Here is a 14,991-nt window from a genome sequence, read left to right on the forward strand (position 1 = left end):
GACCCATGTCGGAGTGGAAGACCGTCGACGACTTCGCGGCGGGCATCGACGGCAACCGGTTGCCGCGCAGCAACGCGTTGGCGGGCTTGAAGTGGACCGTGCGGCACGACGACGGCGGCACCACGACGCTGACCTTCACCGACGAGTCCACCCTGGACACCGGTGACCCGTACGACGCGGTCGAGGGCGCGCCGGGGACGTTCTTCGTCTCACGGACGTTCGGCGACGCGCCGCGGCGGGCGGAGGTCGTGATCGCGGACGTCAACACGCTGCGCACGCTCACCGTCACCTCCACCATCGCGGAGGAGGCGACACCGGGAGTCCCGCAGGTGTCGCAGGAGTTCCGGCCCGGCGTCCTGGACACCGGCGAGGAGCCGTCGGGGGAGGCGCCCGAGGAGACCCGCGACCTGATCGGGTGGCGGGCGCTCTACCGGTACAGCCCCAACCACCTTTACGAGCACGTGTACCTCAGCTCGGAGCGCTACGCCTGGCAGTGCCTGGTGGGTGAGCAGCGGGGACATGGTGACGTCGACCTGGCGACGGCGTGGAAGATCGGCGACAACCGGTACGTGTTCACCTTCCGCGAGTTCCGCATCCCGGTCGCCACGACGTGGCTGTACGACCTGGACGCGATGCGCACCACCGGCGTGTTCTTCGGCCTGAACGGCTCGGGCGAGGTCCGCCACGCCCCCGGCGGCGCGCACGTCATCCCACTCGGCCGGGTCACCTACCCCGGCGACGACCAGCCCGTGTGAGGGGACCGATGTCTGCACTGGAAGTCGTCCAGGCCCACTACGCCGCCTCGGAACGGGGCGACCTGGACGGGATGCTCGCCCCACTGGCCCCGGACGCCCGGTGGACCGAGGCGGCGGGCTCCACGTACGCGGGCACCTACTTCGGCGTGGACGCGATCCGGGAGAACGTGTTCCACCGGATCGGAGCCGAGTGGGTGTCGTTCAGCGCCAACGTGTCGGAGGTGCTCGACGCCGGCGACACGGTGGTGGCACTGGGCGACTACGTCGGGGTCCACCGAACGACGGGCAAGGCGATGACGGCCCGGTTCACCCACGTGTGGCGAGTGGCGGACGGCCGCGTGACGTCGTTCGAACAGGTAGCCGACACGGCACTGATCAGGGCAGCGGAGAGCTGAAACGCGCGAAGCGCGTGCCCTGTCTTGAGGGGCGCGCGCCAGCGCGCCTGCTTTTGGGCTTTTCCGTCCTCCCCGTATGGCCTGCCCGAAGGGCTACCACAGATTTCCCCGGGTGCAGCCGAAATTTTTGTGAGGAAAGAGCAAAAATTTTAGCGGCACCCGGGGAAATCTGTGGTTGGCTCCGCCAGGCCATACGGGGAGGACGGAAAAGCCCCCGCTTTTAGCTTTTCCTCCCCGGAGGCCTGCCCGCCGGCGAGGCGCTTTTGTCTTGAGAGCGCGTCAGCGCGTTCGCTTGAGAGCGCTACGCGCGTCGCTCAAAGAGCTTCAAGCGCTTGAACAGCCGAAACGCGCTGCGCGCTCAAAAGAAAAAGAGCCTCGCCGGCAGGCAGGCCCCCGGAGGGGAAGAGCGTCGGTCTCCCTCCGCACGGCCTGCCGGAGGCAACCACAGATCGCCGGGGTTGTCCAAAAAACTTTTGCTCGTTCCTCGCAAAACTTTTTCAGGCCAACCCCGGCGATCTGTGGTTGGGCTGCGCCCAGGCCGTACGGAGGGAGACCGAGGCCCTTCCCGTGGCTAAATAGCCCATAGGAAAAGCATTGCGCCTGCGGCGCTGGGGCGGTGTGGGCCGCTCTTGCGTGGAGCGGCCCACACCTCTTCACAGCAGGGACAGGTCCACGGCCTCGGCCATTGCCCGGTAACCCGCGTCGCCGGGGTGCAGGGCGTCGCCGCTGTCGTAGGCCGGCAGCATGCGGTCCGGGTCGGTCGGGTCCGCCAGGGCACGGTCCAGGTCGATCACGGCGTCGTACTCGCCCGACGTGCGGATCCACTCGTTCAGCGCGTCCCGGGTGGTTTCGCCCTCTTCGGTGAAGTACGCCGCGCCCTTGTACGGCAGCAGGGTCGCGCCGAGGATGCGCACGCCCTTCGCGTGGGCCTGGCGGATCAGTTCGCGGTGGCCCTCGATGAGCTGGGCCGCCGTCACCTTCGGGGCCGGGAGTGCGCAGGCGTGGCCCAGTTGCGGGAAGCCGATGTCGTTGATGCCCTCCAGCACGATCACCGTGCGGACGTCGGGCTGGGCCAGCGCCGCCTGTGCGAAGCGGGTCGTGGCCTTCTCGCCGAAGCACGTCGAGTCGTTGAGCACCCGGTTGCCGCCGATGCCCGCGTTCACCACGTTTTTGCGGCCCCGCAGGCGTTCCGCCAGCTCGTCGGGGTAGCGGTTGTCGGCGTCGACCGTGGACAGCGCGCCGTCGGTGATCGAGTCGCCGAAGGCCACCACGGTGTCGCGGCGCGGCGAGGTGTCCACCGCCTCCACCCCGCTGAGGTAGAACCACGACTGCGAGGTCTCGGTGAACGCCTCCCCGCCCGCGGCGGAACGGTGGTCGCCGACCGCGCGGTACGACGTGGCGCCGGCGAAGAAGTGACCGGTGGCGGGGCCGGTCGGCGACGCCAGGTACAGCGTGACGGTCACCTTCGACAGCGGCGCGACGGGGAACACCGCCACATCGCTGACGGTCTGCGCCCCGGCCGGCACCACGACCGAACGGTCACCGCGGAACCGCAGGTGCCGCACCGATCCCGGCTGCACGGCCGCGCCGGAGCCGGTGCGGGCGATCGTCGCACCGGTCACCTCCAGCGGGCGCGTGCCGTAGGTGTTGGACAGGCGGATCCGCAGCGCGGGACCGCCGCCGTTGAGCCGCACCACCTGGCGCAGCGTGTGGTTGTCGAACCCGGTCACTCCCCAGGTCGGGCCGAACCCGTCGCTGGGCGCGTGCTGCGCGGCGCCCCAGATCGCGGTGAACCCGCGTCCGGGGTCGGCCGCCGCGGCGGGTGCCAGTGCCACCGCCACCACCGCGGTGAGCAGGACTGCGGCGAGCTTCTTCATCGCTGGTGCCCCCAGTAGGCGTTGATCGATGATCACCAATCTACTCGTCCGGCCTCGGGCGCGCGCGGCTCGGGAACCGCGCGGTCGGGGATGACCCGGGGGTTGCGCCGACCGGTGGCCAGGCCGTTGGCGACGTGGTGGCGCGCCTCCCGCTCGGTCCAGCCCTCGACGCCGTTGTGGCGGGCGGCGGCGTCGAGCAGGGTGGCGGCGGCGTCCTGCTCGTCCAGCCAGCCCGCGCCGACCAGTTCGCCCAACCGGCACGCGGCGGTGAACAGCGCGTTGGCCCGCGTCCCGGGCAGGGCGGTGCGCACCCGGTGCGCCTCGCCGTCCAGCGCGGCGGCCCGGTACGCGCGCACCCGGCGCGGCGCGGGCACCGCGGACGCCGTCGGGGGCGGTGGCGGCGGTGGCGGTGGGTTGAGCAGGCGGACCAGCCAGTCGGGCGCGGGAGCCGGTTCGACGTCCCGCACCGCCTTGTAGAGCCGCAACCCGCTGGTCATGTGCCGGATCGACCCGGCCGCCGCCACGTACCCGCCGGCCGACCGCGTGTCCACGTGCCGGCCGAGCTTGCCGACGGTGTTGCGCAACGGGATCTCGGGCGCTCTGAAGTACCGGTGCTCGCCCCCGCTGGGTGTGAACACGGTGTAGGTGTCGACGGGGTCCTCGGCGCCGTGCCGCCGCGCCAGCTCCGCCAGCACGTCCCGGCCGTGCGGAACACCCTGGTCCAGGTCCACCACCAGCAGCCCGGCCGCCCGGCAGGAGATCCCGATGTTGTAGGGCCGGTGCCGCCACCAGGCCTCGACCCGGTCCCGGTCCAGCGTCGCCCGCCGGTCCCAGTCCCTGAGCGCCGGCACCTTGCCCAACGGCCGCAGCGGGAAGACCGGCCACCCCCGCTCGACCGCGGCCATCGCCGCCGCCAACCTCGCCTCGAACGCGCCCATGCCGAAACCCCCTCGCCTCGCCGGCTCGGCGTGGGGGAAGCGCGCCGCACCTTCATCCTCCCTGGTGGGAGGCCGTGCGTACAGGCGTCCGTTCGGGGGTGGGCCACCCGTCGCGCGGGGTCCGCGGCGCGTGCGGACCCCGCGCGCCGGTCACCGGCCGACTTCCTGGGCGGCCCAGGCGGCGGCGGCCGAGTAGTACTCGCCCGCGTTGGGGGCGAGGTTGATCGAGTGGCCGTGGTCGGGGAGGCTGAACGCCCGCACCGGGCCGCCGTAGTACGGGGCCTCGGCGTCCAGCAGGGTTTGGGACGTCGAGCAGTCCGTGGCCAGCGGGCCGCACACGGCCGCGTCCCGGCTGCCCACGGCCACCATCACCGGCACGTCGATGAGCAGGCTGTAGGGCAGCAGCACCGACACGCCCAGGCCGTCCGCGGCCTCGGTCGCGGAGAAGACGTCCTTTGTGGACTCTTCCTCCTCCTCCAGCGGCGGGGCGAGGAAACCGGGGGCGTGGAAGCTCTCGTACCGCGTGCCGGGCGCGGTGGTGAGGTAGCCGACCGGGTAGAACAGGCCGAACTTCGGGTCCAGGTTCGCGGGCACGAAGTTGGCGAACGCCGCCGCCACCCCGGCCGGGTTGACGCGGTGCGTCATGCCGGTCACCAGGACGCCGTCCACGTCGCCGTAAGTGCCCGCCTCCAGCACGGCGATCGCCGCGCCCAGCGAGTGGCCGCCGGTGATCACCTTGTCGAACGACCGGCCGTACGCGCCCGACCGCAGGCCCTGCACCACCTGGTGGAGGGCGTCGGCCTGCACGAACCCGGTGAGCGCCACGGCCAGGGGCCGGGAACTCGCGCCGGTGCCCAGCCGGTCCACGGTCAACGTGGCGAAGCCGGCGGCGTTCTGGGCGGCGCGGAAGGAGTGCGTGCCGTCGGAGTAGTTCCAGTACGCGCTGTTGTAGGTGGCGCCGGGGACCAGGACCTGCACGGTCGACGCGCCGCCGGGGGGCGTGCACAGCTCGCCGTGCATCGTGTGCTGCTGCCCGAGGACCCGCACCGGGGCGTAGACGTCCCGGCAGGTCGCGCCGGCGGCGGACGCGGTGGTCAGGGACGACGCCACGAGCAGCGCGACGGCGCCGGCGGCCAGTGAGTACCGCAAGGAAGAACGACCTCCTAGTGAGAACGGGGAACGGCGGTCATCGGCAGTCGGTCGGGGTACATCAGGCCGACGACCTTGGGGCGCACGGGTGTGCCGGGCACCGGGACCAGCCGCCACCGGGCCGCGATGGTCGCGGTGGCGATGGCCAGTTCGTACTGCGCGAACTGGTGGCCCGGGCAGTGGTGCAGGCCGCCCGCGAACGGCACGTACGCGCCGCGCGGCACCAGGGCGGCGCGGTCGGGCAGCCAGCGGTCGGGGTCGAAGCGCTCGGGCGCGGGGTGCGAGAGCGGGTCGTGGTGCAGGGCGTGCGGGCTGAACGCGACGTCCGCGCCGGCCGGGAGGTCCACGCCGCCCAGCGTCACGTCGGCGCCGGTGCGGCGCGTCATGATCCACAGCGTGTACTTGCGCAGCACCTCGGCGATCACCCGCCGCGTGTAGCGCAGCTCCGGCACGTCGGCCAGGGTCGCGGGCCGCCGCCCCACCACCTCGTCCACCTCGGCGTGCACGCGGTCGGCCACGTCGGGGTTCGCGGCCAGCTCGTGGAACAGCCAGGACAGCGCCACGCCGGTGGTCTCGCTGCCCGCGACCAGCAGGGTCACCACCTCGTCGCGCACCTGGCGGGCGTTCATCGGCAGGCCGTGCTCGTCGCGCGCCTCGACCAGGGTGGACAGCAGGTCGGCGCGGTCGGTGCGGCGGTGGGCGACGATGTCGTCCACGACCCGGTGGACGTGCGCGACGGCGTCGTCGAACCGGCGGTTGACCGGGAGGGCCAGCCAGGCCGGCGCGAGCGCGCGGACCACGCCCAGCCGGATCATGGTCGCCGTGTGCCGGCGGATCTCGGCGCTGACGCGCGGGTCGAAATCGGTGGAGAACAGCGTCCGGCCGACGACGCCGATGGTGAAGTCCTGCATGACCCGGTCGAACCGGAGCAGTTGTCCAGGTCGCCAGGAATCGACCAGAACGGCGGCGGATTCGGTCATCACCGCCGCGTGGCGTTCCAGCGCGGGTTGGCGCAACGCGGGTTGGATCATCCGACGTTGTCGGCGGTGGAATTCGCCGTCGGTGCTGACCAGGCCGTTCCCGAACGCGCGGCGCAGTTTGTCGACCAGCAGGCCCTTGCCGAACTTCTCGCCGGGGCCGGAAAGCACCTGATGGACCAATTCCGGGGTGGTCGCGAAGTGGACCGGCAGCGGTCCGAGCCACACCCGCACGAGATCGCCGTGGGACCGCAATCTCGCGGTGAACGCGAGCCGTTGTCGCAGCATGGCGGGGGTGTGACCGATCAGGGGTAATCGTCCGGGAACTGTGGGTGCCTCACGTTTTCGGGTTCCGGTGGTCATCGCATGGCCTCCAGCCGGTGATTGACCGCGAGCACTCTATGCGCCGTTCGGAGGCCCTGGGGATCGCGCATTCGAGTTAAGTTGTTGGATCGGCTGGCTTCTGTGTTGCGCAGACGGTTGGATGTTGTGGTCACGCAACCGAACGGGAGTGCGCCATGACCGATCTCGACTGGGTGCCCGACGGCATCGACATCAACGTCCCGAGCGTGGCGCGCACGTACGACTACCTGCTCGGCGGCGCGCACAACCTCGCGGTGGACCGCCGAATGGGTGACGAAATGCTGAAAGTCCTCCCCGGCGCGCGAAGACTGGTGCGGATCAACCGCGCGTTCCTCCGCCGGGCGGTCACCCATCTGGTGGCCGAAGGCGTCGACCAGTTCCTCGACATCGGCTCCGGCATCCCGACCGTCGGCAACGTCCACGAGATCGCGCCCGCCGCGAAGGTCGTCTACGTCGACAAGGACCCGGTCGCGGTCGCGCACAGCCGGCTCCTCCTCGCCGGCACCGACCGCGCCACCGTCGTGCAGGCCGACATGCGCGAGCCGGAGGACGTCCTGTCCCGCCCGGAGGTGGTGGGGCTGCTGGACTTCGACCGCCCGATCGCCGTGCTCATGCTGCTGGTGCTGCACTTCTCGCCGCACTCGGAGGACCCGGTCGGCTACCTGGGCCGCTACCGCGACCGGCTCGCGCCCGGCAGCGCCCTGGTGATCTCGCACGCCACCGCGGACCGCCGCGTGGACACCATGCGGGAGGCCGCGGCCACCGTGCGGCGCAACAACTCCCAGGACAACCTCGTCTACCGCACGCACGCCGAGGTCACCGAGCTGTTCACCGGCTTCGACCTGGTGGAGCCGGGCGTGGTCGGCGTCGCCCTGTGGCGGCCCGACGGCATGGGCGACATCTCCGACGACCCCGACGACAACACCCAGGTCTACGTCGGCGTCGGCCGCAAACCCCGGGCGGGAGCCGCCTGACATGACCGCTGCGCTCCCCCAGGACGCGGCCGGACCGCGGGCCCGGGCGAAGCTCGCGAGGAAGTGGGCCTACCTGCTCAGCGCGCGGACGTTCATCCCGCTGAGCACCCCCGAGCTGGAACGGCACCTGCTCGGCCTGGTCGAACGGCTGTGGGTGGCGGCGGGCAACGACGCCCTGGCGCAGAAGGTCGGGCACGAGGTCGGCGCGGCGCTGGTGGACCTCAACTGCACCGGCCCCGAGGGCCTCCAGTGCACCGTCGAGGTCGTCGCCAAGGGCCTGCTGGCGATGCCGCCCAGCGCCGACGGGGACAAGGCCCGCGACCGGGTCGTGGACGTGATCGCCGCGCTGGCGGCCGGGTTCGCGCAGCGGGTGAAGACCTCCACGCTGGAGCAGCAGGAGCAGCTGGGCCGCTCGCTGTACCGGGCGATGCGGCAGGCGCAGGTGGACCTGCAGCTCAGCCAGTCCCGCTGCGACCTGCTGGAGAACGGCACGTCCACCGGGGTCGCGACCGCCGACCTGTCCGGCGAGCTGGTCAAGGTCAACGGGGCGCTGGGCCGCATCGTCGACCGGCCGGTGGCGGAGCTGACCGGCGCGCCCCTGTTCGACCTGGTGCACGAGGACGAGCGGGAGGCGCTGCGGGCGGACTTCACGCGCCTGGCGGCGGGCGGCACGACCTCGGTCACCCAGCCGCACCGCCTGCTGCGCGCCGACGGCGAGTTGGCGTGGGTGGCGCTCACGCTGTCCCCGCTGCGCCGCCAGGAGGGCGGCAACCAGGTCGTGGTGCTGGCCGAGGACGCCACCGACGTCAACCTGCTGCAGGGCCAGCTCAACCACCAGTCGCTGCACGACGTGCTGACCAGGCTGCCCAACCGCCAGTACTTCACCAGCCGGCTGGAGCAGGCGCTGCGCGACGCCGACCCGGCGCACGGCGTCACCGTCTACCACCTGGACCTGGACGGCTTCTCGCTGGTGACCGGCGGCTTGGGGCGGCCGGTGGGCGACCACCTGCTCAAGGTCGTGGGCGAACGGCTGGAGCAGGTCGTGGCCGACGAGGACGCGATGGTGGCGCGGTTCGGGTTCGACGAGTTCGCGGTGCTGGTGCGCAACTCGGCCACGACCCCGGACGTGGTGACGATGGTGCGGCGGATCAACGACCGGCTGTCCGAACCGTTCGCGGTGCGCGGCGAGCTGGTCGCGTGCTCGGCGACGATCGGCGTGGTCCACCGCCCACCCCGCGACGCGTCACCGCACGACCTGCTCGACTCGGCGGACCTGACCCTGCGCCGGGCCAAGGGCAACGGCCGCCGGCAGTGGGAACTGGCCGACCCGGCCCAGGACACCCGCGACCGCCGGGTGTTCAGCCTGGCGGCGACCCTGGCGGGCGCGTGGGAGATGGGCGAGCTGGCGGTGCGCTACCAGCCGTTGGTGCGCCTGGCCGACGAGCGCGTGGTGGCCGGCGAGGCGCTGCTGCGCTGGGACCACCCGCGCCTGGGCGTCGTGCCGCACGGGCAGTGCTTGGCGCTGGCCGAGGACACGGGCCTGGTGGTGCCGCTGGGGACGTGGCTGCTGCGGGCGGCGTGCGCGCAGGCGGCGGAGTGGTCCGCACCGGCGCGGGTGTCGTTGACCGCGCGGCAGGCGGCCGACCCGGAGCTGGTGGGGTCGGTGCGGGAAGCGTTGCGGGACACGGGTTTGGCGGCCGGGTCGCTGTGGTTGGGCGCGCCGGCGGAGGTGGTGCTGGCCGACGGGGAGGCGGCGGACAACCTGCGCATCCTGGCGGACATGGGCGTGGCGGTGGAGGTGGACGGCTTCACGGCCGCGCCGGCGGACCTGGTGGCGGTGGCGGGTTTCCCGGCCCGCGCGGTGCGGGTGTGCCGCCCGTTGACCGACCAGCCGGCGCCGTTGGTGGCGCGGGCGTTGGCGCAGCTGCTGGAGGTCGTGCGGTCGGCGGGGATCGCGGTGTCGGTGGCCGACGTGACGACGCCGGTGCAGGCACGGTGGTGGCGGGAGGCCGGCGCGGAAACAGCCTCGGGCCCGCTGTTCGCCCCGGCCGGCCCACCAGAAGCCATCACCGACCGGTTGTGAGCGCCGACCGGCCGCCGGAGGCCGTCGCCGAGCCGCGGTGAATGCCGGTCGGTCGCGTGCTCGGCTCGGGGCGGCTGACCCGGATTCGGCATCTCGCGTTGGGCATCCACCCGCCCACCCCTTCCAGGCCACCTCGCACAAGCCACGCGCGGGGCGCGCGAAGGGCGCTTCGCGCCCCGCGGCACCGGCGAAGGCGGGCCACCGAAGGCGCGGCACCGGCGAAGCCGGGCCACCGAAGGCGGGGCGGTTGGGGCTTCGCGGGGCGGCCTGGGAGGGGGTGGGGGGTGGAGACCAAGCGCGAGACAAGCTCACCCCTCAACGCGGGACAAGTCAGGCTTCCCGACGGGCGAAGAGGATCGCCTGTGGCACTTCCGCGTCCGGTTGCATCAGCCACTGCGCGTCCAGCGTGAAGCCGGCCTCCCGCAGCCACCCGGCCACCTTCTCCGGCTGCCGCCGGTGGACGTGCACCTTCATCGGGTGCCCGCCGTACCCCTCGGTCTTCAGCCGCGACACGTCCCCCACGTGGAACCCCAGCTGCACCACCCCGCCCGGCCGCACCACCCGCCGGAACTCACCCAACGCCACCGGCACCTCCTCGTCCGGCACATGGATCAACGACCACCACGCCAGCACCCCGACCACCGACTCCGCCGGCAGCTCCAGCGCCGTCATCGACCCGACCTCGAACCGCACCCCGGGATGCTCCCGCCGGGCCAGCTCGACCATCCCCGGCGACAGGTCGATGCCGAACGCGTCCACCCCCAACCCCCTCAGGCGAGCCGTGACCTGACCGGGCCCGCACCCCACGTCCGCCACCGGCCCGCCGCCCGCACCCCGCACCGCGTCGGCGAACACCGTCAACGCCGCACGCAGGTACTGCTCCCGCTCAAGCGCATCCCGCACGAATTCCGCATAACTGCCCGCGACCGTGTCGTACGAAGCCGCCGTGTCGGCCAACCACTCACCCATGATCGGCACGGTAGCCCGCCACCCCGCACAGCTCGTCCGCCACCCGCCACAACTCCTCCTCCCGCTCCACGTCGTACGACTCCGCCGACGACGGCACCACCCGCCCCCGGTCGATGTACGCCCCGCCCTCCCCCGGCCGCGCCCCCGCCATCGTCTCGGCCAGGATCCGTCCCGCCCGCTGCTGCCCCATCGCCTTGGGCGTCAGCCGCAGCACCTGCCCGATCGACGCCACCACCGCCCGGCCCACGGGGTGGGCGTCGCGGATCAACCCCGTCCCCGGCACGAATCCCGGGTTGTACGTGTACGCGTCCACCCCCTCGGGCAGGCGGCGCTGCAAGGCGTGCACCAGGTAGATCACCCCCAACTTGCTTGTCGCGTAAGCACGCCGCCCCTCCCGTGCCCCGCCGGGACGCGGAGCCGCCAGCTCGCGCACGTCGTCCCACCGCGGCGGCGGGATCGCCCCGAACCCGTGCCGCCACGTGCCGAAGTGGACGTCACTGCCGACCACCAGGACCCGCGACCCCGCGCCGAACCGGTCCATCAACAGCCGCAACATCAGGTGGTGGGCCAGCACGTTCACCCCGAAGGTCCGCTCGAACCCGTCGACCGTCCGGTCCGAAGTGGACGTGTGCTGCACGCCCGCGTTGCCCACGAACCCGGTCAACGGCGGCAGGTCCAGGCGCGCGAACTCCTCGCACGCCCGCCGGATGTCGGCGAACGACGTCAAGTCGCACGGGATCACCGTCAGGTTCGGCCCCGCCAACGGCACCTCGCCCCGCGCGAACACCACCAAGTGCTCCGAAGACCGCAACAGGTGGGCAGCGGCGTAACGGCCCAGGCCCCTGGTCGCGCCGGTCATCAACGTCGTGCCCATCGGGCACCTCCCGGTACGTAGTCCTAACTGATACTCAGTACCATAACGGACGAAGTCCCAGGACCGCTATGCTCACCCCATGTCGATCCGACCCCCGTTGCGCCAGCGCAAGCGGCAGCGCGCCCGCGACCAGATCGTCGCCGCCGCCTTCGAGCTGTTCGCCGAACGCGGGTTCGCCGACGTGACGGTGGCCGACATCGCCGAACGCGCCGAGGTTGGGCGCACGACGTTCTTCCGCTACTTCGGCGACAAGCAGGAGGTCGTCTTCTCCGAGGAGCAGGCGCTCATGGACGACTGGGTCGCCCGGCACCGCGCGCTCCCGCCCGCCCACGACCTGCCGACCGCGCTCGACCAGACCCGCGCGTTCACCGTCGCCCTGGTCCGCGAGATGACCGCCGACGCCGACCACTTCCTCCAGCACGAACGCCTGCTGGCGGCCAACCCCGAGCTCGCCGACCGCGCCACGCGCAAGTACCAGCGCCTGGTCGAGGCGATGAGCGAGAACCTGCGCGCCAAGGGCACCCCCGAACCGGCCGCCACCCTCGCGCCCCAGCTCGCCCTCGCCTGCTACCGCACCGCCCGGCACGTCGCCGGCGCCGACCCGGCCGCCCTGCCCGCCGCGCTGGAGGACGCGTTCGAACAGCTGATCGGCTTGTCGCGCCGATAACGGCGTGCGCGACCACCCGGGTGGACTAGGTTCGTGCTGTCATGCGACTCATCGGACGGGACCACCCCAGTGGCGTGCTGCGCGCGGAGGTCGAACGCGCCGCGCACAGCCACGGCGGGCTGGTCCTGGTCGCCGGCGAGGCGGGCATCGGCAAGACCACCCTGGTGACCGGCGCCGCCGACCAGGCCCGCCGGCAAGGCGCGCTGGTGCTCGCGGGATCGTGCTGGGACTCCGACACCGCGCCCGGCTACTGGCCGTGGGTGCAGGTGGTCCGGGCACTGCGCCGGGTCGCGACCGGCGACGAGTGGCACCCCCGGTTGTCGGCGCTGCTGGGCGAGGGGTCGGCCGAGCACACCCCGGAGAGCTTCCCGCTCTACGACGCGGTGGCCTCGGCACTGGTCGCGGTGTCGCAGCGGCGGCCGGTGGTGGTCGTGCTGGAGGACCTGCACTGGGCCGACCCGGCGTCGCTGAAGCTGCTGGAGTTCGCCGCGCAGCACACCTGGTTCGAACGGGTCCTGCTGGTCGGCACCTACCGCGACGTCGAGGTGGAGGCCGACGGGCACCCGTTGCGCCCGCTGGTGACCCCGCTGATCAGCCGCGCCACCGCGGTCACCCTCACCGGGCTGACGGAGGCCGAGGTGGGCGAGCTGATGGCCGCCACCGCGGGCCGCGCGCCCGACGCCGACCTGGTCGCCGCCGTGCACCAGCGCACCGGCGGGAACCCGTTCTACGTCGAGCAGACCGCGCGGCTGTGGCAGGGCGGCAACCCGGTCACCGCGATCGCGCCGGGTGTGCGGGACGCGTTGGAGCGCAGGCTCTCGCTGCTGCCGCCACAGGTCGGCGAGCTGCTCACCGCCGCCGCCGTGCTGGGCCGCGAGTTCCACCGGCGGGTGCTGGCCGCGACCGCCGGGCTGCCCGTGCCGCACGCGGACCGCCTGCTCGACCAGGCCGCGCAGGCCCGGCTGGTGCGGGCGCTGGGCGGCGGGCGGTTCGCCTTCGCGCACGACCTGGTCCGCGAGACCCTCTACGACTCGGTGGCGGACAAGGACGTCCGGCACGCCGCCGTGCTCGACGCGGTCACCGGCGACCTGGCGGACCACGTCCTGCCCACCGACCTGGCCCGGCACGCCCACCTCGCGGGCGACCGGCTGCCCGCCGAGCGCGCCGTGGACGTGATGGTGGCCGCCGCGCGGGACGCGAGCGGCCGGCTCGCCGTGGAGGAGGCCATCGGGCACTACCGGCGCGCCCTGGACCGGGCCGCCGACCCCCGGCTGCGGATGAAGCTGGAACTGGACCTGGGCCACGAGCTGTTCCACTGCGGCGCGCCCGAGGAGTCCGCGAAGGCGTTCGCCGCCGCCGTGGACCTGGCCCGCACGCTGGACGACCCGGTCGCGCTGGCCCGGGTGGCGTTGACCCGCATCCGGTTCGCCGCGCACGACGACGAGACCCGCGAGCTGCTGCGCGACGCCTACGCCGGCCTGATCGGCCCGCCGCCGGACGAGCCCGAGGACGTGCTGGCCCGGGTGTTGAGCGTGAAGGTCGCCGACCTCGCCCGGTCCGGCCGGGACGACGACGCCCTGGCCGACGGGCTGTGGGCCGCGCACGACATCGCGTGGGGCCTGGGCACCGCGCACAAGCGGCTGGCGCTGACCGCGGAGCTGGCCGACGTCGCCCGCCGCACCGCCGACCACAGCGCCGAGAGCTACGCGGCGTCCCTGCGCTGGGTGGCGCTGCTGGAACTGGGCGACCCGCGCTACCGCGAGCAGTTGCAGACCTTCGTCGCGCAGTCCGACCGGTGGGCGCTGCCGCGCTTCACGTTCGCCTCGGCGGTGGACCAGAGCATCATCGCCACCTTCCAGGGCCGCTTCACCGAGGCCGAGGCGCTGATGGCCCAAGCGGAGACGCTGGGCGTGGCCCACGAGCACAGCGGCTACTCGATGATGCACGCCCACCTGCGCTGGGCGTTGCTGCTGGCCCAGGGCCGGTTCGCCGAGCTGGACGAGCTGGACCTGGGCGGGCACCCCTACCCCGGGCTGCTGCGCGGGATCGCCGCCGTGCAGCGCGGCGACCTGGCCACCGCGCGCGTCCTGCTGGCCGGCTACGACCCCGACGACCTGCGGTTCCACTGGCTGTTCGAGCCGCTGTGGCAACGCTTCCGCGCGCACTTCGCCTACGCCGCGGGCGACCGGGCGCTGGCGGCGGAGATCCGCGACCAGCTCGCCCCGCACCGCGGCCAGTGGCTGGTGGGCCTGTACGGCTGCGACCTCAGCGGCCCGGTGGACCTCTGGCTGGGCCTGGTCGACCTCGCCCTGGGCCGCTGCGCCGAGGCCGTGGCGGAGTTGACCGCCGCGCTGCGCTCGGCGGAGGCCATGCACGCCCGGCCGTGGGCGGAGGAGGTGCGCCGCCACCTGGAGGCCGCCACCGGCGAGCACGCCGCGCCCGCCAACGAGTTCCGCCGCGACGGTGACGTGTGGTCGTTGTCCTACAACGGTTCCACCGTTCGCATGCCGGACTCCAAGGGCCTGCGCGACCTGCACGTGCTGCTCGGCAACGCCGGGTCTCCCGTCCCGGCGGTGAGCCTGCTGGACCCGGAGGCGGCGCCGTCCGCGCGCCTGGGCGGCGACCCGGTCCTGGACGAGGAGGCCAAGGCCGCCTACCGCCGCCGCCTGGCCCGGTTGGACGACGAGATCGACAACGCCCCCACCGACGCCCGCGCGGCCGAGTTGGACCGCGAGCGCGCCGCCCTCCTGGACGAACTCCGCGCCGCCGCGGGCCTGGCGGGCCGCACCCGCCGCCTGGGCGACGAGGCGGAACGAGCCCGCAAAACGGTCACCGCGCGCATCCGCGACACCCTGCGCAAATTGGCCGAACGCCACCCGGAATTGGCGGCGCACCTGCGTGAACACGTTTCCACCGGCAGCACGTGCACGTACTCCGGGCCAGCGCGGTTCCGCCTCTAGCCGCACGCCG

12 protein-coding genes are annotated in these 14,991 nt (G+C 73.1%); 6 read left to right on the plus strand and 6 right to left on the minus strand.

The genetic code is table 11. From position 1 onward, the window contains the following. Nucleotides 1-5: 5 nt before the first annotated feature. Together AB0A74_RS25355 and AB0A74_RS25360 are read left to right on the plus strand one after the other, a co-directional pair. A complete protein-coding gene (locus AB0A74_RS25355; protein WP_358253122.1) occupies nucleotides 6-755 on the plus strand; it encodes a MoaF C-terminal domain-containing protein in 750 nt (249 codons plus the stop codon). An 8-nt stretch (nucleotides 756-763) separates the two neighbouring features. Next, the gene (locus AB0A74_RS25360) at nucleotides 764-1,150 is read left to right on the plus strand and encodes a nuclear transport factor 2 family protein (protein ID WP_358253124.1); all 387 of its coding nucleotides are present in this window, start codon (nucleotides 764-766) and stop codon (nucleotides 1,148-1,150) included. A gap of 653 nt (nucleotides 1,151-1,803) precedes the next feature. Here the strand turns inward: AB0A74_RS25360 and AB0A74_RS25365 are convergent. The 4 genes from AB0A74_RS25365 to AB0A74_RS25380 form a co-directional block, all read right to left on the minus strand. After that, nucleotides 1,804-3,063, minus strand: coding sequence for an SGNH/GDSL hydrolase family protein (locus tag AB0A74_RS25365; RefSeq protein ID WP_358253126.1), 1,260 nt, complete (start codon nucleotides 3,061-3,063; stop codon nucleotides 1,804-1,806). Next, nucleotides 3,060-3,965 carry a bifunctional DNA primase/polymerase gene (locus tag AB0A74_RS25370; RefSeq protein ID WP_358253128.1) on the minus strand — a complete coding sequence of 302 codons (906 nt, stop codon included), beginning with the start codon at nucleotides 3,963-3,965 and terminating at the stop codon, nucleotides 3,060-3,062. The genes AB0A74_RS25365 and AB0A74_RS25370 overlap by 4 nt, the downstream gene beginning before the upstream one ends. A gap of 150 nt (nucleotides 3,966-4,115) precedes the next feature. Further along, nucleotides 4,116-5,114, minus strand: coding sequence for an alpha/beta hydrolase (locus AB0A74_RS25375; protein WP_358253130.1), 999 nt, complete (start codon nucleotides 5,112-5,114; stop codon nucleotides 4,116-4,118). Nucleotides 5,115-5,128: 14 nt separating this feature from the next. Next, nucleotides 5,129-6,454: a cytochrome P450 gene (locus tag AB0A74_RS25380; protein ID WP_358253132.1), complete on the minus strand. Its 1,326-nt coding sequence runs from the start codon at nucleotides 6,452-6,454 to the stop codon at nucleotides 5,129-5,131. Nucleotides 6,455-6,609: 155 nt separating this feature from the next. On the opposite strand from AB0A74_RS25380, the gene AB0A74_RS25385 reads away from it, so the two are divergent. Both AB0A74_RS25385 and AB0A74_RS25390 read left to right on the plus strand, forming a co-directional pair. Beyond that, nucleotides 6,610-7,428 carry an SAM-dependent methyltransferase gene (locus AB0A74_RS25385; protein WP_358253134.1) on the plus strand — a complete coding sequence of 273 codons (819 nt, stop codon included), beginning with the start codon at nucleotides 6,610-6,612 and terminating at the stop codon, nucleotides 7,426-7,428. 1 nt (nucleotide 7,429) lies between these two features. Then, nucleotides 7,430-9,511, plus strand: a complete 2,082-nt coding sequence (locus tag AB0A74_RS25390; RefSeq protein ID WP_358253135.1) for an EAL domain-containing protein — start codon at nucleotides 7,430-7,432, stop codon at nucleotides 9,509-9,511. Between the two features lie 330 nt (nucleotides 9,512-9,841). Here AB0A74_RS25390 and AB0A74_RS25395 read toward each other — a convergent pair whose 3' ends face one another. Together AB0A74_RS25395 and AB0A74_RS25400 are read right to left on the minus strand one after the other, a co-directional pair. Beyond that, nucleotides 9,842-10,480, minus strand: coding sequence for a class I SAM-dependent methyltransferase (locus AB0A74_RS25395; RefSeq protein ID WP_358253137.1), 639 nt, complete (start codon nucleotides 10,478-10,480; stop codon nucleotides 9,842-9,844). Continuing rightward, nucleotides 10,473-11,354 (minus strand): SDR family NAD(P)-dependent oxidoreductase, encoded by an 882-nt coding sequence (locus tag AB0A74_RS25400; protein ID WP_358253138.1) that lies wholly within the window; start codon nucleotides 11,352-11,354, stop codon nucleotides 10,473-10,475. Before AB0A74_RS25400 ends, AB0A74_RS25395 begins: the two co-directional genes overlap by 8 nt. A gap of 79 nt (nucleotides 11,355-11,433) precedes the next feature. Between AB0A74_RS25400 and AB0A74_RS25405 the strand changes: the two genes are divergently transcribed. Continuing rightward, the gene (locus tag AB0A74_RS25405) at nucleotides 11,434-12,021 is read left to right on the plus strand and encodes a TetR family transcriptional regulator (protein ID WP_358253139.1); all 588 of its coding nucleotides are present in this window, start codon (nucleotides 11,434-11,436) and stop codon (nucleotides 12,019-12,021) included. Between the two features lie 41 nt (nucleotides 12,022-12,062). Continuing rightward, nucleotides 12,063-14,981, plus strand: a complete 2,919-nt coding sequence (locus AB0A74_RS25410; protein WP_358253140.1) for an AAA family ATPase — start codon at nucleotides 12,063-12,065, stop codon at nucleotides 14,979-14,981. The last annotated feature ends 10 nt before the right edge of the window (nucleotides 14,982-14,991 follow it).

The organism is Saccharothrix sp. NPDC042600 (genome assembly GCF_040647305.1).
GTDB lineage: Bacteria > Actinomycetota > Actinomycetes > Mycobacteriales > Pseudonocardiaceae > Actinosynnema > Actinosynnema mutabilis.

Excerpts from the sequence above, each read along its gene's own strand:
- AB0A74_RS25390 (WP_358253135.1), top strand. The coding sequence starts at position 7,430 with ATGACCGCTGCGCTCCCCCAGGACGCGGCCGGACCGCGGGCCCGGGCG.
- AB0A74_RS25385 (WP_358253134.1), top strand. The coding sequence starts at position 6,610 with ATGACCGATCTCGACTGGGTGCCCGACGGCATCGACATCAACGTCCCG.
- AB0A74_RS25370 (WP_358253128.1), bottom strand. The coding sequence starts at position 3,965 with ATGGGCGCGTTCGAGGCGAGGTTGGCGGCGGCGATGGCCGCGGTCGAG.
- AB0A74_RS25355 (WP_358253122.1), top strand. The coding sequence starts at position 6 with ATGTCGGAGTGGAAGACCGTCGACGACTTCGCGGCGGGCATCGACGGC.
- AB0A74_RS25360 (WP_358253124.1), top strand. The coding sequence starts at position 764 with ATGTCTGCACTGGAAGTCGTCCAGGCCCACTACGCCGCCTCGGAACGG.
- AB0A74_RS25380 (WP_358253132.1), bottom strand. The coding sequence starts at position 6,454 with ATGACCACCGGAACCCGAAAACGTGAGGCACCCACAGTTCCCGGACGA.
- AB0A74_RS25405 (WP_358253139.1), top strand. The coding sequence starts at position 11,434 with ATGTCGATCCGACCCCCGTTGCGCCAGCGCAAGCGGCAGCGCGCCCGC.
- AB0A74_RS25410 (WP_358253140.1), top strand. The coding sequence starts at position 12,063 with ATGCGACTCATCGGACGGGACCACCCCAGTGGCGTGCTGCGCGCGGAG.
- AB0A74_RS25400 (WP_358253138.1), bottom strand. The coding sequence starts at position 11,354 with ATGGGCACGACGTTGATGACCGGCGCGACCAGGGGCCTGGGCCGTTAC.
- AB0A74_RS25395 (WP_358253137.1), bottom strand. The coding sequence starts at position 10,480 with ATGGGTGAGTGGTTGGCCGACACGGCGGCTTCGTACGACACGGTCGCG.